Origin of the sequence: Ornithinimicrobium avium (genome assembly GCF_003351765.1) — a bacterium.
In the GTDB taxonomy this organism is placed as follows: Bacteria; Actinomycetota; Actinomycetes; order Actinomycetales; family Dermatophilaceae; genus Ornithinicoccus; species Ornithinicoccus avius.
This window is the reverse complement of record NZ_CP031229.1, coordinates 2,874,611-2,896,717: the sequence shown is the minus strand read 5'-3', so window position 1 is coordinate 2,896,717 and position 22,107 is coordinate 2,874,611. Positions and strand designations below refer to the sequence as shown.

The 22,107-nt window shown below is 70.8% G+C and carries 26 protein-coding genes; 8 read left to right on the top strand and 18 right to left on the bottom strand.

The genetic code is table 11. The annotated features are described in order from the left end of the window. Positions 1-126 precede the first annotated feature (126 nt). Both DV701_RS13180 and DV701_RS13175 read right to left on the bottom strand, forming a co-directional pair. Positions 127-474, bottom strand: coding sequence for a type II toxin-antitoxin system PemK/MazF family toxin (locus DV701_RS13180; RefSeq protein WP_114928882.1), 348 nt, complete (start codon positions 472-474; stop codon positions 127-129). Then, a complete protein-coding gene (locus DV701_RS13175; RefSeq protein WP_114928881.1) occupies positions 461-691 on the bottom strand; it encodes a ribbon-helix-helix domain-containing protein in 231 nt (76 codons plus the stop codon). Before DV701_RS13175 ends, DV701_RS13180 begins: the two co-directional genes overlap by 14 nt. A 113-nt stretch (positions 692-804) precedes the next feature. On the opposite strand from DV701_RS13175, the gene DV701_RS13170 reads away from it, so the two are divergent. Next, positions 805-1,452, top strand: a complete 648-nt coding sequence (locus DV701_RS13170; RefSeq protein ID WP_228255026.1) for a hypothetical protein — start codon at positions 805-807, stop codon at positions 1,450-1,452. Between the two features lie 63 nt (positions 1,453-1,515). Here the strand turns inward: DV701_RS13170 and DV701_RS13165 are convergent, their stop codons facing one another. Together DV701_RS13165 and DV701_RS13160 are read right to left on the bottom strand one after the other, a co-directional pair. After that, complete coding sequence (locus DV701_RS13165; protein WP_114928879.1) at positions 1,516-1,788, bottom strand: hypothetical protein; 273 nt, start codon at positions 1,786-1,788, stop codon at positions 1,516-1,518. A 297-nt stretch (positions 1,789-2,085) separates the two neighbouring features. Beyond that, positions 2,086-3,117 (bottom strand): 1-aminocyclopropane-1-carboxylate deaminase/D-cysteine desulfhydrase, encoded by a 1,032-nt coding sequence (locus DV701_RS13160; protein WP_114928878.1) that lies wholly within the window; start codon positions 3,115-3,117, stop codon positions 2,086-2,088. Between the two features lie 103 nt (positions 3,118-3,220). Here DV701_RS13160 and DV701_RS13155 point away from each other — a divergent pair, with 103 nt between their 5' ends. Continuing rightward, entirely contained in the window at positions 3,221-3,721 is a 501-nt protein-coding gene (locus tag DV701_RS13155) for an Lrp/AsnC family transcriptional regulator (protein ID WP_022920208.1), read from the top strand. 211 nt (positions 3,722-3,932) lie between these two features. On the opposite strand, the gene DV701_RS13150 is transcribed toward DV701_RS13155, so the two are convergent. Then, positions 3,933-4,241 (bottom strand): LysR family transcriptional regulator substrate-binding protein, encoded by a 309-nt coding sequence (locus DV701_RS13150; protein WP_022920209.1) that lies wholly within the window; start codon positions 4,239-4,241, stop codon positions 3,933-3,935. A 152-nt stretch (positions 4,242-4,393) separates the two neighbouring features. Here DV701_RS13150 and DV701_RS13145 point away from each other — a divergent pair, with 152 nt between their 5' ends. Continuing rightward, on the top strand, positions 4,394-4,678 hold the full coding sequence (locus DV701_RS13145; RefSeq protein ID WP_022920210.1) for a hypothetical protein: 285 nt from the start codon (positions 4,394-4,396) through the stop codon (positions 4,676-4,678). A 42-nt stretch (positions 4,679-4,720) separates the two neighbouring features. On the opposite strand, the gene DV701_RS13140 is transcribed toward DV701_RS13145, so the two are convergent. Next, positions 4,721-5,023, bottom strand: a complete 303-nt coding sequence (locus DV701_RS13140; RefSeq protein ID WP_114928877.1) for a hypothetical protein — start codon at positions 5,021-5,023, stop codon at positions 4,721-4,723. Positions 5,024-5,214: 191 nt separating this feature from the next. On the opposite strand from DV701_RS13140, the gene DV701_RS13135 reads away from it, so the two are divergent. The 3 genes from DV701_RS13135 (at position 5,215) to DV701_RS13125 (ending at position 6,388) form a co-directional block, all read left to right on the top strand. Further along, positions 5,215-5,655 carry a hypothetical protein gene (locus DV701_RS13135; RefSeq protein ID WP_162803026.1) on the top strand — a complete coding sequence of 147 codons (441 nt, stop codon included), beginning with the start codon at positions 5,215-5,217 and terminating at the stop codon, positions 5,653-5,655. A 95-nt stretch (positions 5,656-5,750) separates the two neighbouring features. Next, positions 5,751-6,071, top strand: a complete 321-nt coding sequence (locus DV701_RS13130) for a nucleotidyltransferase family protein (RefSeq protein ID WP_114928875.1) — start codon at positions 5,751-5,753, stop codon at positions 6,069-6,071. Then, the gene (locus DV701_RS13125; protein WP_202863531.1) at positions 6,068-6,388 is read left to right on the top strand and encodes a HepT-like ribonuclease domain-containing protein; all 321 of its coding nucleotides are present in this window, start codon (positions 6,068-6,070) and stop codon (positions 6,386-6,388) included. The genes DV701_RS13130 and DV701_RS13125 overlap by 4 nt, the downstream gene beginning before the upstream one ends. A 42-nt stretch (positions 6,389-6,430) precedes the next feature. On the opposite strand, the gene DV701_RS13120 is transcribed toward DV701_RS13125, so the two are convergent. The 3 genes from DV701_RS13120 to DV701_RS13110 all read right to left on the bottom strand — a co-directional run bounded on the left by DV701_RS13120 (position 6,431) and on the right by DV701_RS13110 (position 8,605). Further along, positions 6,431-6,778 (bottom strand): type II toxin-antitoxin system PemK/MazF family toxin, encoded by a 348-nt coding sequence (locus tag DV701_RS13120; RefSeq protein WP_114928873.1) that lies wholly within the window; start codon positions 6,776-6,778, stop codon positions 6,431-6,433. Next, positions 6,765-6,995 (bottom strand): ribbon-helix-helix domain-containing protein, encoded by a 231-nt coding sequence (locus DV701_RS13115; RefSeq protein WP_114928871.1) that lies wholly within the window; start codon positions 6,993-6,995, stop codon positions 6,765-6,767. Before DV701_RS13115 ends, DV701_RS13120 begins: the two co-directional genes overlap by 14 nt. A 401-nt stretch (positions 6,996-7,396) precedes the next feature. Beyond that, a complete protein-coding gene (locus tag DV701_RS13110; RefSeq protein ID WP_114928869.1) occupies positions 7,397-8,605 on the bottom strand; it encodes an ATP-binding protein in 1,209 nt (402 codons plus the stop codon). Between the two features lie 189 nt (positions 8,606-8,794). On the opposite strand from DV701_RS13110, the gene DV701_RS13105 reads away from it, so the two are divergent. Continuing rightward, on the top strand, positions 8,795-9,631 hold the full coding sequence (locus DV701_RS13105; RefSeq protein WP_162803025.1) for an HAD family hydrolase: 837 nt from the start codon (positions 8,795-8,797) through the stop codon (positions 9,629-9,631). Positions 9,632-9,662: 31 nt separating this feature from the next. Here DV701_RS13105 and DV701_RS13100 read toward each other — a convergent pair whose 3' ends face one another. The 5 genes from DV701_RS13100 to DV701_RS13080 form a co-directional block, all read right to left on the bottom strand. Further along, positions 9,663-9,992 (bottom strand): rhodanese-like domain-containing protein, encoded by a 330-nt coding sequence (locus tag DV701_RS13100; protein ID WP_114928865.1) that lies wholly within the window; start codon positions 9,990-9,992, stop codon positions 9,663-9,665. A 74-nt stretch (positions 9,993-10,066) separates the two neighbouring features. Then, complete coding sequence (locus tag DV701_RS13095) at positions 10,067-11,533, bottom strand: OmpA family protein (RefSeq protein WP_114928863.1); 1,467 nt, start codon at positions 11,531-11,533, stop codon at positions 10,067-10,069. Positions 11,534-11,601: 68 nt separating this feature from the next. After that, entirely contained in the window at positions 11,602-12,462 is an 861-nt protein-coding gene (locus DV701_RS13090; protein ID WP_114928861.1) for an Fpg/Nei family DNA glycosylase, read from the bottom strand. Next, the gene (locus DV701_RS13085; protein WP_114928859.1) at positions 12,455-13,624 is read right to left on the bottom strand and encodes an App1 family protein; all 1,170 of its coding nucleotides are present in this window, start codon (positions 13,622-13,624) and stop codon (positions 12,455-12,457) included. Before DV701_RS13085 ends, DV701_RS13090 begins: the two co-directional genes overlap by 8 nt. Positions 13,625-13,671: 47 nt before the next feature. Further along, complete coding sequence (locus tag DV701_RS13080) at positions 13,672-15,462, bottom strand: peptidoglycan-binding domain-containing protein (RefSeq protein WP_114928857.1); 1,791 nt, start codon at positions 15,460-15,462, stop codon at positions 13,672-13,674. Positions 15,463-15,700: 238 nt separating this feature from the next. Here DV701_RS13080 and DV701_RS13075 point away from each other — a divergent pair, with 238 nt between their 5' ends. Then, positions 15,701-18,463: a cell wall-binding repeat-containing protein gene (locus DV701_RS13075; protein WP_114928855.1), complete on the top strand. Its 2,763-nt coding sequence runs from the start codon at positions 15,701-15,703 to the stop codon at positions 18,461-18,463. 132 nt (positions 18,464-18,595) lie between these two features. Here DV701_RS13075 and DV701_RS13070 read toward each other — a convergent pair whose 3' ends face one another. The 4 genes from DV701_RS13070 to DV701_RS13055 form a co-directional block, all read right to left on the bottom strand. Then, positions 18,596-19,549 (bottom strand): ABC transporter substrate-binding protein, encoded by a 954-nt coding sequence (locus tag DV701_RS13070; RefSeq protein WP_114928853.1) that lies wholly within the window; start codon positions 19,547-19,549, stop codon positions 18,596-18,598. A 133-nt stretch (positions 19,550-19,682) separates the two neighbouring features. Next, on the bottom strand, positions 19,683-20,468 hold the full coding sequence (locus DV701_RS13065; RefSeq protein WP_114928850.1) for a class F sortase: 786 nt from the start codon (positions 20,466-20,468) through the stop codon (positions 19,683-19,685). Positions 20,469-20,471: 3 nt separating this feature from the next. Further along, positions 20,472-21,308, bottom strand: a complete 837-nt coding sequence (locus DV701_RS13060) for a DUF4397 domain-containing protein (protein ID WP_114928849.1) — start codon at positions 21,306-21,308, stop codon at positions 20,472-20,474. A gap of 151 nt (positions 21,309-21,459) precedes the next feature. After that, a complete protein-coding gene (locus DV701_RS13055) occupies positions 21,460-22,092 on the bottom strand; it encodes an HAD-IA family hydrolase (protein WP_228255025.1) in 633 nt (210 codons plus the stop codon). Positions 22,093-22,107 lie beyond the last annotated feature (15 nt).

The window sequence follows — 22,107 nt, the reverse complement described above, 5'->3', positions numbered from 1 at the left end:
GGCAGCCGCACTGAGAGCGACCACCCCGGTCACCTCAGACCGAGCCTGGCCGGGCCCGATCCTGACGTCAATGAAACACGTAGCCGCACTGAGCGTGGCCGCACGCTACTGCCGCGCGTCGGGCGGTCACAGTTGCAGATGGATTCGCAACGCTTCGTCGACCGCGGCCATAAGGCGGTGCGACACCCGGCCTACCGCAGAACCGACCCGCTCGACTGCGACGGAGCGCACCTGCTCCGCCTGGGCCTTGGAGTCCACCCGCAGTCCTGTCTCGTCGGCTGGCAGCAACACCTGGAACGGGAAGATCCGCTCCACGTTGCTGGTCACGGGCACGACGGTGACTACTCCACGACCGAGTCGTTCAGCCATGGTGTTCGCCCGATCATTGCTGACGAGCACCGCGGGCCGCCGCTTGTTGGCCTCGCTGCCGCGCACCGGATCCAGATCGACGAGAAGGATCTCACCGCGCAGCATCGGTCAGCCCGTCCGCGGACGTTGACGCCCACGCGTCTTCGTCCCCTGCGACGGCCCACTCCTCCCAGGCGGCGGCATAGGCCGCCTCCAGCTGCGGGTCTTGCAGACGGCGGATGGCCTGCTGGACGGCAGCGGACCTCGACTCGAGGCCAGCTTCTTCCACGTAACGGTCGAGGGCCGCGAGGTCTTGCTCGCTCAGACTCACACTCACCTTCATGCATCGATGCTACCCGAGTAGGATGATATTTGCTACCTCAGTAGCAGCATCCGGTCATGCCGCCAGCCGTGTCTCGCGCCCTTCAAAGCGGACCTACTGGCAGGATCCTTGCCGTGTCCAAGTCAGAAGGGGCGGCCAGAGCCGCGTGGTGGGGGTCCAAGGACGAAGTCAGGATCGACCACGCCACGCTGGTGGACGCTGATGTCGACTGGCTGCAGCCAGTCAAGCGGTTGACGCTCTGGGCAGTGAAGCATCCAGACAACCTCTTGGCGTGCCTCCCCCGGTTGGAGTTCCTCGACATCCGCGGTGGCTCCGGGACGAACGTCCGCCACATTGCGGGGTGTCGGAGTTTGAGGGTGCTGGTCGTGAACCAGGTCCGCGGCATGAGCGACCTTGGTGACGTCGCACAGCTCTCAACCCTCGAGCTGCTCAGCTTGTACGGACTGCCTAGAGTGCAGACCCTCCCATTGAGCGCCGGTATGCCAGCCTTGACACGCGTCGAACTGGGTTCCATGAAGGGCCTGTCCTCAATCGCACCCATCCTGGCCGCGCCGGCGCTCGAGGAGCTCCAACTAGTTCGCAAGGTCAACCTCAGCAGCAAGGACATTCATGCCATCCGAGAGCATCCCAGCCTGGTCAGATTCGGATGGTTCGCAGAAGACGTCCCCGACAAGGTCTGGAAGCCCGTGGTGGACAGGATCGGCAAACCCGCCCCGGCTGCGCTTACCCCCGAGAAGTGGCTCGACCAGCACCCGGGCTAAACGCGCGCATCTGCCGCACTGAGCGTGGCCGCACGCTACTGCCGCCAGTCGCTCGCGCTGGCGTCAGCCTCCCCGTGTTGGCTCACCCGAATACCGTCTCCCGATCCGAATCCCGATGAGCAGGCTCAGCAACAACGCCCCGGTGAGCGTGACGCCGAGCGCTAGCAGTTGCTCGGGAAACAGCATCACCGGCACGGGCCCGTCGGCGGGCACGGGTTGGTAAGCGAACCAGCCATAGGAGTTGGGGCCGATGACGGCACTGACAAGCAAGCCACCGACGATGAGGACGGCCGCCACCAACACTGCGATACGAAAGCGGGTGCGACTGGTGGACACCGTGCCATCGTGTCATGAAGCTCGCGCACGCTCCTGCCGCGAGGCGCGCGACGTTGCACAACTCGCGCTGGGAGCTCCTGATCGTGCAAGTCTTGCCGGTTGCTGTGGCGCGGGTGCAGACCGTTCAACCGCTGACGAGAGGTCTCGCTCTCGTCGGCCTTCCCGAAACACGGGTTCGGCATCCGCACGGCGCGTCCCGTTCTCGTCGCTCGGGTCCCGTGGCCTTTGTCCTCGGAGATACTATGCGGCCCTCCGAATGGCCAGACCCGTCAACCTCGACCCAGGCGGCGACGAGCGCTAGAGCCGGAGGTCCCGGAGGCGAGGCAGGTTGGCCCACACTCTCGCCGCCAGGCTCGGGTCGAACATCGAGTGGTAGCCGCCGGTGTGCCAGAAGAGCACCGGCCCCTCGATGAGCCCTCTCCCGGCCAGGTCGATGATCGCGGCGACGGCCTTGGCGGTGTAGACGGGATCGACCACGATCCCCTCAAGCCGCGCCATGAGGTCGATGGCCTCGGTCACCCCCGGAGCCGCCTCGCCGTACCCCTCTCCCAGGTAGTCCTGAGTCAGCTCGAGGTCGGAACCGGTGACCCGGAGACCCGGCGCGACGAGGTCGGCCCCCTCGTTCGCGAGCCGGAGGTAGGTACCCGGGACGTCCTCGTAGACCTCCCCGGCGACGACGACGCCCAGGATGCGCGTGGCTTGCCCCCGCAGCGTCCGCCCCAGGACGAGCCCGGCGTGCGTGCTGCCTCCCGAGCTGGCGTGCACGATAGTCCTTGGTGCCACGCCGTGTGCGGCGAGCTGGTCGGTGGCCTCGAGGTAGGCGTGCACGAAGCTCGCCGCCCCACGACCGGTGGCCGAGCCTATAGGTAGCCGGTGCACGCGCTCGCCAGCAACCTCGAGCTCGCGCACCACGTCCGTGGTCAGCCCCGCCAGCTCCACCCAGGACACGTCGCCCACGAGCCGGAGGTCGGCACCGAAGAGAGCATCGAGCAGGAGGTTGCCCACCGGCTCCTTCGGTTCGTCGTGGCAAAGCACGAGCGTGCACCGCAGACCGAGGGCGGCGGCAGCGGCCGCCGCAGCACGAGTCGCGTTGGAGTGCCGGGATCCCTCGGTCACGATGTGGGTCGCCCCCAGCGCCCGCGCGTGGGCCAGCTCGGCCTCGAGCTTGCGCACCTTGTTGCCCGCCAGACCGACCGAGCCCAGGTCGTCTCGCTTGCACCAGACCTCCAGCCCAAGGTGATCGCCGAGCCGGGGCAGCAGCTGCACGGGCGAGACGAACCCTCGCAGGTCGATCCGGGGCAGGTCGAGGTGCTCGGGTTGTGTAGTCATGCCTGAGAAATGTAGGCAGGGCAACTCAGATGCACAACCGCTTAAACACCAGGTATGCAGATGCATAGTCCAGGTGGGTTGCGCTTGGTGTAGCGTCGGTCAGGTGCACACCCTCGACGCGGTCGATGCCCGAATCCTCTTGGCCCGGGACGGCGACATGGACGCCTCACTGGTCGAGATCAGCGCTCGGCTCGGGATCTCGCGCAACACGGTGCACGCGCGCCTGAAGAAGCTCCGTGAGGGCGGCGCGCTGCGGCCGCCCAGCACCGCCCTGTCGCCGGCGGCGCTGGGACGTCCGCTGCTCGCCTTCGTGACCGTGTCGGTGTCGCAGCAGGAGATCGACCATGTCTACGCGGCGATCGCCGCGATCCCGGAGGTCGTCGAGACGCACACCACCACCGGGGACGCGGATCTCATGCTCAGGGTCGTCGCGCGCGACACGGTCGACCTGCATCGGATCACCCAGCGCATCCAGCTGGCGCCAGGCGTGCACCGCAGCAGCACGGCCATCGCGACGACCGAGGTCATCGCGCCCCGGATGTCCCTGCTGCTGCAGCGGCTCGCGGGGGACGGCCAGGCCGCGGCACCCCACCGCAAGCCATGAGGCGGATCACCGCCGAGAGGACGATCCCCAGACGCTGACCAGCCGCGGTCTGCCCCGGCGGATCCTGCACGAACGGTTGCGCCTGCGGGTGGGCACCGGCCGCGGGCCACAGAAGGCGGGCCTGTGCCAGCGGGGCGTCCTCGATGGGGAGGTAGGCGATCTCAGGAGACTGGTGGTTGTAGGTGGTGGCCTCGGCGGTGATCCCGACGGCCTAGCCTAGGGTGATTCGGGCGAGCCACTCGTCGGTGTTCGCCACGCGGACGGTGCGCGGCGATGGACCGTGGTGGGCCCACAGGTCGGCGGTGGCCGTGGGGGCGGTGGCACAGACGGCGAGCGGGCCTTCGGACAGCTCCTGGAGGGTGACACTGGTCTGTTGCGCTCTGGAGTCTGTGGCGGGCAGGGCCGCGACCAGCTTCTCGGTGAACAACGTCAGCGACACCAGGTCCGAGTGCGCCGGGTCAGCGGGGGGCGAGGTGCGGACCAGCGCGGCATCGATCTGGCCGTGCCGCAGCGCCTGCACTGGGTCGGCGGGCCGCGCCGGCTCTCAACCAGTACGTCATCCGCAAACTCGGCGACGCATCCTGACGGATATCCGGAAATGCCGCAAGTGGAGATGAGGTCGAGCTCTCCGGCTGGCTCTGACGGTGGCCAGCCGGGAGTAGCCTCACAGTTGTGTCGAGTAAGGCGGAGCGGCGAGCTGCGCGGGAGGCAATCGCTGCATACCACGAGGCCGAGCTGGCCAAACTGGTGGAGCGGGTTGGTGAGGCGATCGACGCTTTCCGGTCGGGGCAGCTGGACGCCTTGGAGGTCGACCGAGTTCTTTTCCAGTACTCGCGGGCGGCCAAGGAATTGTGGAAGTTCTGCGATCTCGGGTCGATCGAGCTGACCGCGTCCCTTATCAACCGCGACGAGCCATCGGTCGATTGGTGGGACCGCGGCGCACCGAGACGGCGGTGACCCGCGAGTCGTGGATCTGCACGTCACGCACGTGGGCCTAGGTCACGCCGAGGAGTTCACCCTCGCGCTCCCTCGGAAGTACCCGATAGCGGCGGTTGCGCTTGCCAGAAAGGCCACCGAGATGGCGATGACGGCTACTCGTGCCGCGCCAAGGTTGGGCAACGGAATCGCGTAGTACGCCAGATAGACGAGAAGCATCGCGCTGGTGAGCCCGACAGCGACCCAGCCGAGTCGCGAGCCTGCTCGCGCAGCGACACCACCGAGGACGAGCGGCACTCCAATAATGACCAGCAACCACGGGGCCTCGGCGATGTCGCGGACGATCAGCTGCGCAATGTCCGGCACGGCTCTCCTCCTTGAGTGTCATGTCACGCTGCCTAGCAGTATGGAGGCAATGCCTGAGCACCCCCCGTGCTCGCCCTCGAACTCACTGTATTGCCGCGCTGAGGACGGCTACGCTCGTCCGATCATGCCGCGGCGAGGTTGCCGGTGGGCCTCCGCACATGAGAGGCTCGGTCTACTGGGAGGAGGGCCACGTGAGCACGAACGCTGAGTTCCTTATTATCCCCGCCGTTGACCAGGCGGGCCAAGCGACATGGATGGAGTCGCTGCGGCCGAGAACAACGACCATAGAGTTGCTGTTTCACGACGGTGACACCGATCACCCGTTGACTCACGGGCTGGCGTGGCTGTCTCCCATCCGCCAGGTGGGGGTCGGTGCGCGTCCCGGTTATCCCGGACCCCAGCCGAACGCCGTCCTGCACCGTTACCCGTACGACCGGGCCATCCTTCATGCACTGAACGGTCTCGGCGGTCTCTTTGAGTACGTACCAGCCCCCACCGGTGACACCGTGAACTTCACCCGGCTTGGCAACGTCGATGTCACCTTCCTGGACCACTCCGACACAGTGCTCGGATCGACGGTGACCCACGAAGGACTCATCCTGTCTCCGGTCGAGGCCTCCGCCAGAACTTGACCCATCCGCTCTTGCCGCACTGGGCGTGGCCGCACGCTACTGCCGCTGCGCGCGAGCTCTGTGCGTGTGTCGTGGCCGCCCTCTATCCTTGAGGCATGAGCACCGTCACGTCCGACAGCGTCGCCCTTCGTGCGGCTCTTGCCGCGCACCGTGGCGCCCTCGACGAGATCCTCCAGCATTACGGTGCGACGAATCCGAGGCTGTTCGGCTCGGTTGCCCGCGGCGACGCCACCGCCGACAGCGACCTCGACATCCTCGTGGACCTGCTGCCCGACGCGGGGAATCCTCTGTTGCGCGTAGCCGGTATCGGTGAGGACCTCAGCGAGGTCCTGGAGCGACGGGTCGACGTGGTTACCGCGGCCTTGTTACGGGACGAGGTATCAGCCACCGCACTGGCAGATGCGGTACCGCTGTGAGTCGATCCGAGCAGGAACGATTCATCGACATCTTGCACGCCATCGAGCGCTGTCAGAACTACACACAGCATCTTGACTCCGAGGACCTCCGAGCGATGGCCTACGACGCTGTGCTGCGCAACCTTGCCGTGATCGGTGAGGCGATTCGGGCGCTACCCAGCGAGACGCGCGACCGCGCACCAGAGGTCCCATGGGGAGCGATTGCAGGTCTGCGCAACGTCGTCGTGCACGAGTACTTCCGCATAGATCCCGCGCTGATCCTCGACATCATCGACAACCAGCTCGGGCCTCTGGCTGACCGCCTTCGCCAGTTCTAATCCCTGCCGCGCCAACACACGACTCTGCCGCGCGTCGAGCGGTCATAGCTGCAGATGGAGTCGCAACGCCTCGTCGACCGCAGCCATGAGGCGGGGCGGCACCCGGCCTACCGCAGAACCGACCCGCTCGACTGCGACCGAGCGCACCTGCTCCGCCTGGGCCTTGGAGTCCACCCGCAGTCCTGTCTCGTCAGCTGGCAGCAACACCTGGAACGGGAAGACCCGCTCCACGTTGCTGGTGACGGGCACGACGCTGACTACTCCACGACCGAGTCGTTGACCCATGGTGTTCGCCCGCTCATTGCTGACGAGCACCGCGGGGCGCCGCTTGTTGGCCTCGCTCCCGCGCACTGGATCCAGATCGACGAGAAGGATCTCACCGCGCAGCATCGGTAAGCCCGTCCGAGGACGCTGATGCCCACACGTCCTCGTCCCCCGCGACGGCCCACTCCTCCCAGGCGTCGGCATAGGCCGCCTCCAGCTGCGGGTCCTGCAGGCGGCGGATGGCCTGCTGGACGGCAGCGGACCTCGACTCCAGGCCAGCTTCTTCGACGTACCGGTCGAGGGCCGCGAGATCCTCCTCGCTCAGACTCACGCTCACCTTCATGGATACATCCTACCCAGGTGGGATAATAATTGCTACCCTAGTGGCAGCATCCGCCCATGCCGCTACCGCTCGTGCAACTGGGGCACTTCACCGTCACACGCCAGCACGATGGGCCGTGCGAGACGTTGCTCCTGCTTGGAGGCGAGAGAACCCAGAGTTCGCCCGAGGAGCTCAGCGGGAATGATCGCCGAGTGGCTCGTCGGCGCGCTGGACGAAGCCGTTCGAGCGGCGGGGCGACCGCGATGAACTGCCAGATGAGGATGTGATCGGTCGGTCTCGTCTCAAAATCCCCAGCTGGCGTCTCAAAGTCCGCCGCTGAAGTGCCGATCCGTCTCACGCAGTCTCATACTCTCCGGTAAACCTCAAGATCGCTCGCGGTTGACAGGTTGACAGGCATGTCGTCACGACTGCCCCAGCAGATACCGCCCGAAGTGCGGCACCGTGAACGCGATCCGGCCCCGCTCGCCGGAGTAGATCAGACCCTTCTTCAGCAGCGCGTCGCGCGCCGGGGACAGGGACTGCGGCTTGCGACCCAGGTGCGTGGCCAGGTCGGCGGTCGCCACCGAGCCCACCTCGTCGACGTCAACGCCCTCCGCGAGCTGGGACGAGGCCACCTCGGCCATCGCCCGCAGGTACTCCCGCTCCCCCGGCGTGGCCCGCTCGTAGCGCGACCCGAAGAAGCCCACGGCGAGCTCCTCCTCCGCCTCGGGCGCGGCCACGCGGACGTCCTCCTCGGTGATGGGCGAGGACGGCGCCAGGTCCCACACCTCCTTGCCGTAGGCCTGGATGAAGTAGGGGTAGCCGCCGGTCGCGGCATACATCGCCTCCAGCGCACCGTCGGCCCACTCGGCGTCCTCGTCCTCGGCCGGCGCCTGCAGCGCACGGGCGGCCTCCTCGCGAGAGAGCCGGTCGATGCGGTTGTAGCGGAAGAGCCGCTCGGAGTAGGACTTGCTCGCCGACAGCACCGCCGGCAGGTGCGGCAGCCCCGCGCCGACCACGATCACCGGCAGCGCCGACTGGCTCAGCTCGTGGCAGGCCGCGCACAGCGCCGAGACGTCCTCGGGGCCCAGGTCCTGCATCTCGTCGATGAAGACCGCCACGCCCTTGCCCACGTCCGCCGCGAGCCCGCCGACGTCGGTGAACAGTTCGACCAGGTCGATCTCGATGTCGCCGGAGTCCGCCCGGCCGGTGATCGCCGGGACGTCGATGCCCGGGTTCCAGCGGTCGCGCAGCTTGGCGCCGGGCTGGTCCTTCTGGGCGAAGGCCTTGATGACGCCCAGGACGTGGTCGACCTCGCCGCCCTGCGGGTGGCTGAGCTCGCGGACGGCGACGTGCAGCGCGGCGGCCATCGGCCGGCGCATGCCCTGCTCCGGACGCGCCTCGTACTTGCCGGTCCCCCACCGCGCCCGCACCGCGGTCGAGCGCAGCGCGTTGAGCAGCACGGTCTTGCCCACCCCCCGCAGCCCGGTGAGGATCATCGAGCGCTCCGGGCGGCCGCGCTGGATGCGCTCGAGCACCACGCGGAATCGCTCGAGCTGCTCGTCACGGCCGGCGAGCTCGGGGGGGCGCTGTCCGGCGCCTGGGGCGTAGGGGTTACGGATCGGGTCCACGCTCGGACTGTATGCGGTGGTCTAGCGAATCTGTCAGAGACACGCAGACACGTGGATCGTCGGTCTCGATGTCCGGGTATGCCGTTCTCTGCCGATTGCGCTAGACGTCGCGATAGTGCGCGATCGGGCGCGCCGAAGGCTCGATCGGGCCGTCTCGGTCGCTCTAGCGATCCCGTTAGAGTGGGGCAGATGGAAGCAGAGCGCATTGACCAGATCCCCGTCGGTCAACGCGTCACCCTGCGTCGTCGGCTCCCCGACGGGGCGGCCGGCGATGTCGTCGGCACGGTCGTGGCGCACGACCCCGAGGGCGTGACGCTGCACACGATGCGGCGGGGCGAGGTGCGCGTCGCCTACGCCGAGGTGGTCGTGCACCGGGTGGTGCGCCCCGTCCCCTGGCGGATCGGCGCGTTCCTGCGCCGGGCCGGCGTCGCGGTGCTCGACCTGGACGGCGTCCTGCGCACCTTCGACACCAGCGGTGAGCTCGCCAGGGTCGAGTCCGAGCTCGGGCTGGACGTCGGGGCGGTGATCGAGCTCGCCTTCGCGCTGCCGGAGGCGGCGGCCATGGTCACCGGACGCTCCACCCACGCCCACTGGATGGCCGCCGTGCGCGCGCGGCTCCTCGCCGACGCCCACGCCGAGGAGGCGGTGGAGCGGCTGATCGCCGTGTGGCGGGAGGACAGGGGCACGCCCATGGGTGCGACCGTGGCCCTCGTCGACTCCCTCGTCGCGGCGGGCACCCCGACCTTCGTCTTCACCAACGGCACGGACCGGGTGCCCGAGGAGCTGGAGCACATGGGCCTGGGCCGGCTGGTGCCGATGCTCATCAACACGCATGACATGGGCCGGGCCAAGCCGGCACCGCAGGCCTTCGCGCTCGCGCACGCGGAGGTCGAGCGCCGGGTCGGCCGGGTCGTCGACCGGGCGCAGGTGCACTTCACGGACGACCGCCCCGGCAACGTGGAGGCCGCCCGGGAGTTCGGCTGGCAGGGACGGGTGTTCACCCCGCCCGCGCCGGGCCAGTGGTGAACAGCCCGCCGCATCCTGCCGAGGAGGGCTGTTACAGGACCGTGGGGTCCTGACCGCTCTCGCTGGTCAGCGCCTTGCCGTGGCGCAACCACGACAGCATGCCTCCCTCGACGTTGACCACGTCGAAACCCTGCTGGACCAGCCACTGCACGACCCGGCCCGAGCGTGCACCGCTGCGGCAGACGACGGCCAGCGAATCGTCGGTGACGGGGAGCTCGTCCAGCCGCGCCGGCACGTCGCCCATCGGGATGTGCACGGCGCCGACAGCGTGGCCGGCGGCCCACTCGTCCGCCTCGCGCACGTCGACCATGAGGACGTCGTCGGGCAACTGGGAGACGTTGACGGTGGGGATGTCGTTCATGGTCCCATCCTGCCCCACCGGGGGAGCGCGACATCCGGTGCCCCGGGGCGATCGGAGGCCCCGCTGTCCGCGACTCAACGCACGGTGATCTCCACGCGCCGGTTGCGTGCCTGGGCCGCCTCGACCTGCTCCTCGGTGCCGGTCTCGTCGGCGACCGGCCGGCTCGACCCGTGCCACTCCACGGTGATGTCCCAGCCGGACCCTAGCTCCTCCTCCAGCGCGCGGGCGACCGCCTCGGCCCGCTGCTCGGACAGCTCGTCGTTGCGCGCCGCGCTGCCCTGGCCGTCGGTGTGTCCGGCGACGGCGACCGCCCTGGAGTCCTGCTCCCTCAGGACCTCGACCGCCACCGCGATGGCGTCGTCGGCCTTGCCGGTGAGCTTGGCCTTGTCGAAGTCGAACAGCACGGCGGTGTCGAGACTGACGGTGACCTCATCGCCCTGCTCGACGCTCGCGCCCGCCTCCTCGGCCCGCGAGGCGTAGGTGCGCAGGCTCTCCGCAGCACCCACCGACGCGGTGCCCACCGCTGGCGTGGTGACCGGCAGCCCGGCGTCGGGCAGGACGACCAGGTGCTCACCACCGGGGTCGGCGACCTTGACCTCCAGGGTGATCTGCTCTCCCGGCTCGACCATGGACCCGGTGTGGCAGTCGGTGTCCTTGGCCATCCGCCCGGTCGGCGCGACGGGCCCGTAGGCGGCGAGGCCCTGGAAGCAGTGCTGGCCCTGGAGGTCGGGAAAGTCGAACTGGTGCCGGGCGAGGGTGTAGGTCGGTCTGAAGTCACCGGCGTTGGCCATGGTGGTGCGCGCGGTGACGACCCCGCCCTCACGACTCACCTGGTCGATCGTGAGGACCTCGTTCCAGCCGAAGGGCACGCTGCTGGCCTGGGGCAGCTCGGTGACGGGGACGTCCTGGATGGTGCCGACGTCGGCGACCTCGACGTCGACCCTGTCCTGTCCCGCCGGCAACGAGACCACGGCCCAGGCCGGCGCCCCGCCCTCGTCACCGAGCTCGGTGTAGACCTTGGTCGAGACGCTGCACAGGCACCGGTCGTCCTCGTCCCGCACCGGCAGGTGTCGCACGCCCTCCTGGTCCACCACGGCGACGCGGGAGAACTCGTAGCCGCCGGACGCGAAGAAGAAGCCGGGCTCGAACCACTGCGCGGCCGAGGTGTCGCTCGTCGACCCCGCGACGCGACCCGTCACCACCGCCCTGGAGTCGTCCAGCCGGTGCACGCCGAACAGGGTGAACTCCCGCTCGCCCTCAGAGATCGTCTCGATCTCCTCTGGCCAGGTCCGCTCGACCGGCACCGTCATCGGCACCGCCGTGTTGAGCTCCAGCGCCTCGGCCGTCGCCTCCGCGCTCCCCTCCGTGGTCGTCACGGCATCGTCGGCCACGGGCGGCGTCCCGCTGGTCACCGCCGCCCCGGCGGTGGTGGTCGTCTCCGGCTGCGGATCCGGACCGGCGCTCTCGCAGGCGGTCAGCACGAGCGCGGCAGCGACGACGGCCCCGGCCAGGCGCGCGAAGGATGCGGCGGTCTTGGTCATGAAGTCCCTCCCCGGACGAACGACGGACCAGTCTGCCACACCGGGCGAGGCGCCACCGCGCGCGAGGCTCAGCGCAGCAACCGCGACATCCGCCGGTCGGCCAGCTCCTTGCCACCGGTCTGGCAGGTGGGGCAGTACTGCAGCGAGGAGTCGGCGAAGGACACCTCGCGCACCGTGTCCCCGCACACCGGGCAGGCCTGGCCGGTGCGGCCGTGCACGTTCATCCCGGCCCGCTTGGCGTCCTTGAGCTGGGCCGCGGGCTTGCCCTCGGCGGCCAGCACCGCCGCGGTCAGGGTGGTGCGCAGCGCCTCGTAGAGGCGCGCCACCTCCTCCTCGGTCAGCGAGGCCGCCAGCGCGAAGGGCGAGAGCCGCGCCGCGTGCAGCACCTCGTCGGAGTAGGCGTTGCCCACGCCCGCCAGCACCGTCTGGTCGCGCAGCAGCCCCTTGACCTGCGTGCGCCGCCCCTCGAGCAGCGCGGCGAAGTCGGCCAGCGAGAAGTCCTCGGCCAGCGGGTCCGGACCCAGGGCCGCGACGCCCTTGATCGCGGAGGGGTCGGTCACGACGTAGGCCGCCAGCCCCTTCTTGGTGCCGGCCTCGGTGAGGTCGAAGCCGGACCCGTCGTCGAGGCGCACACGCAGGGCGATCGGCGTCCTGCCGGGACGCACGCGGGTGGGCGGCACCTCGTCATACCAGCGCAGCCAGCCCGCCCGGGCGAGGTGGAAGACCAGGTGCGTCCCGTCGACGTCGAGGTCGACGAACTTGCCGCGCCTGCCGACCGCGTCGACCGGGCGGCCCACGAGGGCGTCCGGCGGCGGGTCGAAGGTCTTGAGGACCGCGATCGAGCCCAGCTCGACGTCGGTGACCACGCGACCGGTCGTCCGCTCGCCCAGGAAGTCGACGAGCGCCTGCACCTCGGGCAGCTCAGGCACTGCGGGGCTCCTCTCCGCCGTCCTCGTCGGGTATGGCGTGCGCCCTCACCTGGGGCGCCGTCCCGGGCTGGTCCTTCGCGACCTCGCCCTCCGGCAGCCTCTCCGCGCCGGTGGCGTGCGCGCCCCGTGCGGTCACCAGCAGCTGGTGCAGCCCGTAGCCGTTGGGGGCCTTGAGCATCGGCACGTCGGCGCGCTTGCCGAGGAGCTCGTCGGTCGCCACCGGCAGACCGCTGGAGAGCAGCTGCTCGGCCGGGGTCAGCTCGCGGATGCAGATCGCCTCGACCTCCTCGGGGTACTCCTCGGCGAGCTCCCCGTAGATGACCGGGTCGTGCTGGCCGTCGTCGCCGACCAGCACCCAGCTGATCTGCGGGAACTCGGCGACCAGCCGGCGCAGCTCGCGCTCCTTGTGCTCCTGCCCGGAGCGGAACCAGCCGGTGTTGGTCGGCCCCCAGTCGGTCAGCAGCATCGGTCCGACGGGGAAGTCGTGCCGGCGCAGGAAGCGGGTCAGCGCGGGAGCGGTGTTCCAGGCGCCGGTGGACAGGTAGAAGACCGGCATGCGCGGGTCCTCGGCGACCAGGGCGCGGTACATCGAGGCGATGCCCGGCACCTTCTGGCGGACCAGCTCGGAGCGTACGAAGGTGTTCCAGCCCGCGATGAAGATGCGGGGCAGGTGGGTGATCATCACGGTGTCGTCGATGTCGCTGACCAGGCCGACCTCGACCTTGGGGTCCACGACGAGCACCGAGACGGTGACGGAGTCGCCGTTGTCGATCGCGACGCTCGCCTCCTGCCAGCCGGGCGGCAGGCCGTGCCCCTCGAGGTCGACGTCGACGTAGCCGCTGCGGTCGCTGCGCGCGCTCGCCCGCGCCGCGCCGAGCCGGACGGTGACGAGGACCCCGGTCGCGGGAGCGGTGAGGAAGACCCGCCAGCCGCGCTGCGCGACGTCCAGCAGCGAGTCATGAGCGTGCGTCAGGGCGGTGCGCCGCTCCTCGGGCTCGGTGCGCGACAGGGTGACCCGGGCGAAGACCCGTGCCCGGTCCACGCTGCCGTAGCCGGTGTAGCCGGACACCCGCTCGTGCCAGCCCCGGCGCTCCAGGCGCGCGTTGACCCTGCGCCGGACCGCGTCCTCGAGCCGGGCGGCGGGGTGGGGACGTCGCGCCATGGTTGACACCCTAGACCGGGCGACGGTCGGAGGGGCCGGCTCCCGCGTCAGTCGATCCCCGCGACGGCGGCGGCGCGCTCACGGGCCTTCTCGGCGGCAGCCTCCTTGGCCTTCTTCTCCTTGGCGGCCTTCTTCTCCGCCTTGACCTTCTCCGCCTTCACGCGGGCCTCGCGCGCGGCGGCCGCGCCGGGCGCCTCCTCCAGGCGGCCCTCCTGCTGGGCGACCTTCTCCAGCGCCACCCAGGTCGGTCCGTCGACGACACCCGTCGGCTCGAGGTCGGCGGACTTCTGCAGCTTCTCCACGGCCTTCTCGGTCTGCGGGCCGAAGCTGCCGTCGGCGTCGACGCCCAGGAGCTGCTGGAGCAGCCTCACCGCGCCTCCGGCGTAGGGGCTGCCCGCACGACCTTCGGCGTCCGTCTCGGCGGCGAGGACGCCTTCGGGGTCGGCCGACAGGTCGAGGGAGCCGCGTTCGAGCTGCACGTCGCGTACCGCCATGGTGGGGTGCACGGCGCGCTCGAGCAGCAGCCAGGTCAGCGGCGTCACCACGGCCGGGCCGTCACCGCGCCGCTGGGCCTGCTCGGCCAGCACGGGCACGGACTTCTCCCAGCGGGCCAGCGCCTTGGCGGTCCTGGGCCCGAACGACCCGTCCGGCTCGGCGCCGATCGCCGTCTGGAGCACCTTGACCGCCTTGCCCTGCTCACCCTCGGTCAGGGTGGTCCTGAGGTAGGGGGTGAACTCGCTGGTCTGCCAGGCCTTCCGGGCCACGCCCAGCGCTGCGTCGGGCAGCGGGGCGAGGTCCCAGCCGAGCGCCACGGCATACGTGAAGTCGTCGGCGACGCCGGTCATCGGGACGTGGTGCTCGCTCTGCCAGTCCAGGAGCGCGGCGCGGGTCGTGCCGTCCAGGACGCCGGTCTCGGGCAGGTCGAGCAGCTTCTGGAGCATGCTCACCCCGGCACCGGACTCCCCCGGCCGGACCCGCCCGATACCCGTGCTGGGTGCGGCAGGGGCGTCCTCGACCGGGCACGGGTCGACGCGCGGCACCGTGTGGAGCGGGGCGTACTGCCACGGGATCACGTCGCAGGGTCCGAGGTCCGGCTGGGTCACGGCCACGCCCGTCCACCAGGAGGTGCGCATCTCGGCGCCGTCCCAGGTGAAGGAGAAGTGGATGTGGTCGGTGTGCGGGTTGCCGGTGTAGTACTGCCAGCCGCGCTCCTGGCTCCAGATCAGGCCGTTCCAGATGAGGTACTCGATGCCGAACCGGTTGGCCATCTCGCCGTCGTTGCCGGTCAGCCACAGGATGACCGCGTCGGCGATCTGCACGTCGCTGTGGTCCCAGACGTTGAGCGGCCAGTCCAGCGCACGGCCGTCGTGGTGGAAGGAGGCGTAGTCGATGCAGGGCCGGGAGCCGAAGAAGGTCGGCCGGTCGTAGTGCTCGCTGACGAGCAGCGCGAACGCGGTCACGCCCGGGCGGTCCTCGGGGTCGCAGGAGACCTGCTGCTCGAAGGGACCCTTCTCGTCGACCTGCTCGGGCAGGTCCTTGTTGACCGGAGGGTCGGGGACGAGGGAGGGATCGATCGGGACCGGCGCGAAGGTGGCCGCACCGCCGAAGCCGCCGTTGGTGCCGTAACCCGCGCCCCCCAGGGTCGGAGTCGGCGCCGGAGCCGTGGTGGCCGGGATGCCGGCCTGGTCCTGACCGGCTGAGTCGACCGCCCCCGGCGCGTCGTCCGCCGAGGCGGACAGGCCCGGGGTGACCGCGAGGATCCCCGCGAGCGCCGCCGCGGCGGCTAACCGTCCGACCGCCCCGCTGCCCCTGCGGACCGGTCCCCCACCTGCTCGCATGTCCCTGCGCTCCGTCCCGTGCGACTGTGCCTGGCTCGACGACGCGACCCCGTCGAAGCGGCGCCGCGTCCTTCGAACTCTATGCCCCGGCGGACGTCCTGACCAGTGGTTCCTCCAGATTGGCTTCGACTGATCTGTGCCGACGCCACTCTGGTCACATCAGTCACAGCCTGGCGGCCCGACGTCCGAGGGGGGTTCCGGTCCAGCACCACGAACGCCCGCCGATCGACTACCTTGCATGGAGCGGCTCGACGCTGAGCCGTTCATCGCCTGTGAGGAGCACGACATCATGACCACCCGTACGTCCACGAAGCGTAGGGCCCTCGTGGCGGCCGGCGCGGCGCTCATGCTGGTGGCGGGGGGCGCGTCGGCAGCGACGTCCGCGCCCTCGGCCCCGGATGCGCCGCCGTCCCCCGACGCCCCCGTCCTGCCCGACCCGACCCAGGTCTACCGCATCGCCGGTCCGGACCGTTACGCCACCGCCGCCGAGATCGCGCGGGCCTTCCCGGCCGGCGCCAGCCCGACGGTGGTGGTCACCTCCGGCCAGGGCTTCGCCGACGCGCTCTCCTCCCAGCTTCCTGCGTCCGTCACCGGCGCCCCGCTCGGCGACGACCGTGCGGCCGGCGCCCCGGTGCCGATCCTGCTGACCCGCTCGGGCAGCCTGCCGGCGGCGACCCGGTCCGCGCTGAACAGCCTGCACCCCACCAAGATCGTCGTCGTCGGCGGCACCAGCGCCGTGTCCGACGCGGTGCTGCGGGAGCTCCGCGGCTACGCGGGGACCGTGCAGCGGGTCGCCGGCGACAACCGCTACGAGACCTCCGCCGCGGTCGTCGGGAGCTACCCGGCCGGCGTGCCGGTCCTCTACGTGGCCACCGGAAAGGCCTTCCCCGACGGTCTGACCGCCGGCTCCGTCGCGGGCCGGGACGGCGTGCCGCTCCTGCTCACCGACCCCGCCAAGCTGCGCGCCGTGACCGCGCAGGCGATTTCCGACCTCGCGCCGCAGTCGGTGGTCGTCGTCGGCGGGGCCAGCGCCGTGTCCGACACGGTCCTCGACTCGATCGCCGCCATCGTCCCGGACACCACCCGGGTGTCCGGCGACGACCGCTACGAGACCGCGGCAGCGGTCGCGGCGACCTACGAGGCCGACTCCGTCGCCTACCTGGCCAGCGGGCAGAACTACCCGGACGCCCTCACCGGCGGCGCATTCGCGGCATACCACCAGGGACCGCTGCTGCTGACCCGCACGACGACCGTCCCCGCCGCCACCATGGGCGCGCTCGACCTGCTCAGCCCGCAGGGGCTGGTCGTCTTCGGCGGCACCACCTCGGTCACCAAGGGCGCGCTGAAGGCCGTCAACGCCGCCCTGCCGGCCTGGTACGACGAGCTGGTCGTCCAGCTGCTGTCGTTCAACGACTACCACGGCCACATCGAGGTGGAGAACGGCAAGCTCACCGAGGCTCAGGACCCCGAGCAGAACCTGGTCGGCGGCGCGGTCAACCTCTCGACCACGCTGGACATGCTGCGCACGCGCTCCTTCGAGGACCAGAGCCTGACGGTCGCTGCCGGCGACCTCATCGGCGGCTCGACCTTCATCTCCGGGCTCTTCCAGGACGAGCCGTCCGTGGAGACCCTCGAGGTCGCGGGGCTGGACATCTCCAGCGTCGGCAACCACGAGTTCGACGAGGGTGTCGATGAGCTGCTCCGTATGCAGTACGGCGGCAACCACCCGGTGCTCGGTCAGTTCGACGACGAGCCCTACGACGGCGCCGACTTCCAGTGGCTGGCGGCCAACGTGGTCGACAAGGAGACGCGCGAGCCGATCCTGCCGGCCACCGAGGTGCGCAACGTCGCCGGCGTGGACGTCGGCTTCATCGGCATGACCCTCGAGGCCACGCCGACCCTGGTCAGCCCGGGCGGCGTCGCCAGCGTCGACTTCCTCGACGAGGTCACGACGGCCAACGCGCAGGCGGCCGCTCTGCAGGCGCAGGGCGTGGAGTCGATCGTCGTGCTGCTGCACGAGGGCGGCTACCAGACCGGCACCTACAACGGCTGCGAGGGCATCTCCGGCCCTGTCGTCGACATCGCCGAGAAGCTCGCGCCCTCGATCGACGCCGTGATCACCGGCCACACCCACCAGCCCTACGTCTGCACCATCGACGACCCGGCCGGTGAGCCCCGCTCGGTGACCAGCGCCAACCAGTACGGCCGCGTCGTGACCGAGACGGCGCTGTCCGTCAGCCGGACCACCGGCGACGTCATGCGCGACCGTGTCTGGGCCGACAACCACCTGGTCCTGCAGTCCGTCGCGGACGACCCGCAGATGGCCCAGGTCGTCGAGAAGTGGCAGGCCAAGGCCTCCGTCCTGGCCGGCCGCGTCGTCGGCACGGTCGCCGAGGACATCACCGGGGACGCGAGCGGCAACCGCGGCATCGAGACGCCGATGGCCGACCTGGTCGCGGACGCGATCCTGGCGGCCACCTCGGCGCCCGCGGACGGCGGCGCGCAGATCTCGTTCATGAACGTCGGCGGCGTCCGTGCCAGCCTGAAGGTCGACCAGATCAGCAACGGCGAGCAGCCGGGCGAGGTCACCTACCAGGAGGCCTACAACGTCGCACCGTTCGGCAACCTGCTGGTGTCGATCGACATGACCGGCGCTCAGATCAAGGCGGCGCTGGAGCAGCAGTACCAGCCGGTCGAGTCCCGTGGCAGCCGCCCGATGCTGGCGCTCGGCGTCAGCGAGGGCTTCAGCTACACCTGGGACGCCACGCAGCCCCAGGGCTCGCGGGTGAGCAACATGGCGCTCGACGGCACGCCGCTCGACCCCGCCACCACCTACCGGGTGTCCACGCTGAACTTCCTGCAGGAGGGTGGTGACCTCTTCACCGCCTTCACCGAGGGCACCAACCTCATGGGTGGTCCGGAGGACCTGGCCGCGCTGGTCCAGTACCTGAACGACAACCCGGGCCTCACGGCTCCGGAGGACCGGGTCGAGGGTCTGTGACCTGACCCGACCGACAGCGGCGAGGGCCGCCACCCGTGACGGGTGGCGGCCCTCGTCATGTCCGGGCCGTCCCGGCGTGCGCACGTCCTGGCGGACCTGTGCGCGGGGGCGGCCGGCGGTTCCCGAGGTCGCTCAGAGGTTCTCGTCCACGAACTGCCGGGCCACGTCGGCCGGGTCCTCGCCGTTGCTGACGACCTGCACCATCATCTGGGTGAGGTTCTGGGTGGTCAGTGCGGCAGAGACGGCGTCGAGGGCCTCCTCCACCGTCGGGTTGACCACGTCCTTGGAGATGAGCGGGACGATGTTCTGGGCCGCGAAGAGGCTCTCGGGGTCCTCCAGGACGACGAAGCCGTTCTCCTCGATGGCCGGGTCGGTGGTGAAGATGTTGGCCGCGTCGACCTGGCCGTTCTTCAGCGCCTGGACGGTGAGGTTGGAGCCGGCGGCCAGGGAGCGGAACTGCTTGAACTCCAGCCCGTAGACCTTCTTCAGACCGTCGACGCCGTTGGGCCTGGTCTCGAACTCCGGCGGTCCGCCGAGCACCAGGTCGCCGGCCTTGCCCTTGAGGTCCGCGATCGAGCTGAGGCCGAGCTCCTTGGCCGTCTCCCCCGTCACCACGAGGGCGTCCTTGTCCTCGGCCTGGCTGATCTGCAGCAGCTGCAGGCCGTCGGGCAGGTTCTCCTTGGCATCCGCGAGGACCTCCTCGGAGGAGGTCGCGGTGATGTCCGGGTTGAGGTAGGTCGCGAGCCCGCCGGTGTACTCCGGGACCAGGTCGATCGACCCGTCCTCCAGGCCTGCCATGTAGGTCTCGCGCGAGCCGATGTTGAGCTTCGTCGGCGCGTCCACACCGGCGTCCGAGAGCGCCGCCGCGTAGATCTCGGCGAGCAGCTCGTTCTCCGGGAAGTTGGCCGAGCCGACCACGACCTCGCCGCCCTCGCCGTCCGGTGCGGGGGCGGTCGCGGTGCCGGCGGCCGGGCTGTCCCCGCCGGTGTCCCCGGAGCCGCTGTCGAGCGGGTCCCCGCCGCCGCCGCATCCTGCGAGCAGGAAGGCGGTTGTCAGGGGCAGCGCGATCAGCCAGGTTCGACGCATGAGAGCTCCTCCGATGAGGTGAATGATGTCGCGGTCACGATGTCACGAACCGCCGGCGGGCGCACAACCACCGTGCCCCTCCGCAGGACAGAGCCGGGCCCGACCGGGTCCGTGGTGGCGGTGGTCATCGGGCTCACCCGACCGGCACCGCGGTGACGACGTGGTTGTCCACGTAGTGCCCGGTCCGCGGGGACCAGTCGCCGGTGCAGGTGACCAGACGCAGCACCGGGTCGCCGTCCCGCCGGAACAGCTCGTCGACGGCCAGGTCGGTCTTGGCGACCGTCTGTCCGCCCACCACGCGGTATGCGGTCCGCGTCCCGTCCGCGAGCTCGATAACGATCTCGGCCCCCTCCGCCACCCTCGTGAGGTGGGCGAAGGCACCGGGTCCGGTGGTGGTGTCCACGTGGCCGGCGAGGACCACCGACCCCGCGTCGCTGCCGGGGGCCGGTCCGTAGCGGTACCAGCCCGCCCGGTCTGCCTGCTCGGGGATCTCCATCTGGCCGTCGTCCGAGACGCCGACCGCGTCGAGAGCGACCTCGAGGCGCAGCGAGGGGACGCGGAGCACCGCCGGCGCCGCCAGCCGGTCGCCCCTCGGGGATCGCCGCCCCGCGTCGGCCAGCGCGGCCGACGACCGGCCCGGCTGCCCGACGGAGGACCGGGGGGCGGGCGCGGAGGCGGCCGAGGGCCCCGCCGCCGGGTCGGGGGCGGACCCCGGCGGCGGGAGGGTGGTGGCGGCCGAGCTCGCCATCAGCAGCGAGGACGACGCGTCGGCTCCCGCTTCGGCGCCGTCGACGAGGAGGCCGCGGACCGCCCAGCCGACCACCAGGAGACAGGCCAGCAGCGCCCCGAGGGCGAGGAGCCCGCCGGGTGCCAGCCGCCTGCTCCGGCGGGTCGGTCGGTGGGCGGATCCGCGGCCCACGGGTCAGGCCCGACCGTTCGTGGTCGTGCCGGCCCGGACCAGGCGACGGCCGGCGACGACCGCGCCCGCGGCACCGGCGAGCGCCAGCACCAGCAGGGCGCCGTCCTGGGCGGTCCCGCCCTGGTCGCCGGCCATGCCGCCGAGCCCGGAGGGGACGCCCTCGGGCGCGCTGTGCAGGCCCTCGATCGTCTGCACCGCGAGGGCGAGGTTCTCGTCGGCGGCCGAGCCCCAGGCGTAGACGATGGTGTTCGTGCCCTCGGCGAGGTCGAGGTCGGCCGGGCCGAGCACGACGTCCTCGGTGCCGGCGAGCACCACGTCGGCGGAGACCGTCGTGGCCGGGAGGTCGAGCACCGCCTCGTCGGGGTTGGACAGACCCTCGATGACCGGGCTGCCGCCGGCGCGCACGTCCACCGCCGGGGCGGCCGCGACGTGGCGGACGGTCAGGCGGGCGTCGCCCGCCTCCGTGGTCGAGATGTCGTTGACGAACGCCGAGAGCATCGGCGTCCCGGACTCGTCCAGGTGCGCGGCGAGCGTCAGGTTGGCGCCGCCGGGGACCTCGAGGCCCTCCGCGGAGAGCGCCGGCTCGGCCGAGTCGGGGGTGTCGCCATCCGCGTAGACCTCGATGTCGTAGGCACCGGCGGGCAGCATCATCGGGTCGGTGAGCGTCCCGGGGGCGAAGTCGGGGATGGTCTCCTCCCCGTTGACGTAGACGTCGACGGTCAGTCCGGGGACACCGTGCAGCACGGAGACGGTGGCCTCCTGGTCGGCGGCCAGCGCCGGTGCGGCGAGGGCGGTCGTGGCGAGCCCGGCGAGGATGGCGGCGGTGGTGGTCCTGCGCATGATGGTTGCTCCTTGGGTCCGGGGCGGAACGGTTCCGCCCTCACCTGTCACTGCGGACCTGGACGGCCTGCCAGATTCAGGTCTGTCCCATCATTGTCTAATGTTTGTCATATGTCCAGTCCTGGACGCGGTCCGCGACCGGCGGGTCCTTTCAGCTGGGTGCCTCGACGAGGCCGACGAGCTCGCGCAGGGAGGTGATCCGCTCCGCACCGGGCGCCTCGAGCTCGACGCCCGGGGTCTGGAGCAGGATGCCGCGCACCCCGGCCGTCTCGGCGGCGGCGACGTCTGCGGGCCGGTCGCCCACGGCCAGCACCAGGGCCGGCCGGAGCCGGTGCCGCGTGAGCAGCTCGACCACCATCGCCGGGTCGGGCTTGCGCGGGAAGCCGTCCGGCGCGCACACCAGGTCGTCGACCCGGAGGCCGACCTGCTCGAGCAGCTCGCTCGCGCTCTCCCGGTCGCGATGGGTGGCCACCAGGTTGAGCCCGCCCGCCGCGTGCACCGCCCCCATCACCTCGCGCGCACCCTCGGTCACCGGTGGCGGGTCGTGGCGCCAGGTCTCCTTGGTGGCCTCGTAGGCCGCGCGCAGGTCCTCCTGCGGTATGCCGTGCCGCTGCGCCAGCGTGGTGATCGCGTGCCCGCTCGAGACACGCGTGAGCACCGCGACGGCATGCAGGTCCGCGTCGGTCACCGGCCCGCCCCCCCTCCCCTCCTGCACGGCGCCCGCCAGGGCCCGGTCCACCACCGGGTAGGTGTCGAGCAGGGTCCCGCCCAGGTCCCAGATCACCGTCCGCACGACGAC

Bases quoted from the DNA above. Each gene is read 5' to 3' on its own strand.
- DV701_RS13180 (WP_114928882.1), bottom strand. From the start codon at position 474: ATGCTGCGCGGTGAGATCCTTCTCGTCGATCTGGATCCGGTGCGCGGC.
- DV701_RS13175 (WP_114928881.1), bottom strand. From the start codon at position 691: ATGAAGGTGAGTGTGAGTCTGAGCGAGCAAGACCTCGCGGCCCTCGAC.
- DV701_RS13160 (WP_114928878.1), bottom strand. From the start codon at position 3,117: ATGACTACACAACCCGAGCACCTCGACCTGCCCCGGATCGACCTGCGA.
- DV701_RS13130 (WP_114928875.1), top strand. From the start codon at position 5,751: ATGAGCACCGTCACGTCCGACAGCGTCGCCCTTCGTGCGGCTCTTGCC.
- DV701_RS13120 (WP_114928873.1), bottom strand. From the start codon at position 6,778: ATGCTGCGCGGTGAGATCCTTCTCGTCGATCTGGATCCAGTGCGCGGG.
- DV701_RS13115 (WP_114928871.1), bottom strand. From the start codon at position 6,995: ATGAAGGTGAGCGTGAGTCTGAGCGAGGAGGATCTCGCGGCCCTCGAC.
- DV701_RS13105 (WP_162803025.1), top strand. From the start codon at position 8,795: ATGGAAGCAGAGCGCATTGACCAGATCCCCGTCGGTCAACGCGTCACC.
- DV701_RS13100 (WP_114928865.1), bottom strand. From the start codon at position 9,992: ATGAACGACATCCCCACCGTCAACGTCTCCCAGTTGCCCGACGACGTC.
- DV701_RS13095 (WP_114928863.1), bottom strand. From the start codon at position 11,533: ATGACCAAGACCGCCGCATCCTTCGCGCGCCTGGCCGGGGCCGTCGTC.
- DV701_RS13085 (WP_114928859.1), bottom strand. From the start codon at position 13,624: ATGGCGCGACGTCCCCACCCCGCCGCCCGGCTCGAGGACGCGGTCCGG.
- DV701_RS13080 (WP_114928857.1), bottom strand. From the start codon at position 15,462: ATGCGAGCAGGTGGGGGACCGGTCCGCAGGGGCAGCGGGGCGGTCGGA.
- DV701_RS13075 (WP_114928855.1), top strand. From the start codon at position 15,701: ATGGAGCGGCTCGACGCTGAGCCGTTCATCGCCTGTGAGGAGCACGAC.
- DV701_RS13070 (WP_114928853.1), bottom strand. From the start codon at position 19,549: ATGCGTCGAACCTGGCTGATCGCGCTGCCCCTGACAACCGCCTTCCTG.
- DV701_RS13060 (WP_114928849.1), bottom strand. From the start codon at position 21,308: ATGCGCAGGACCACCACCGCCGCCATCCTCGCCGGGCTCGCCACGACC.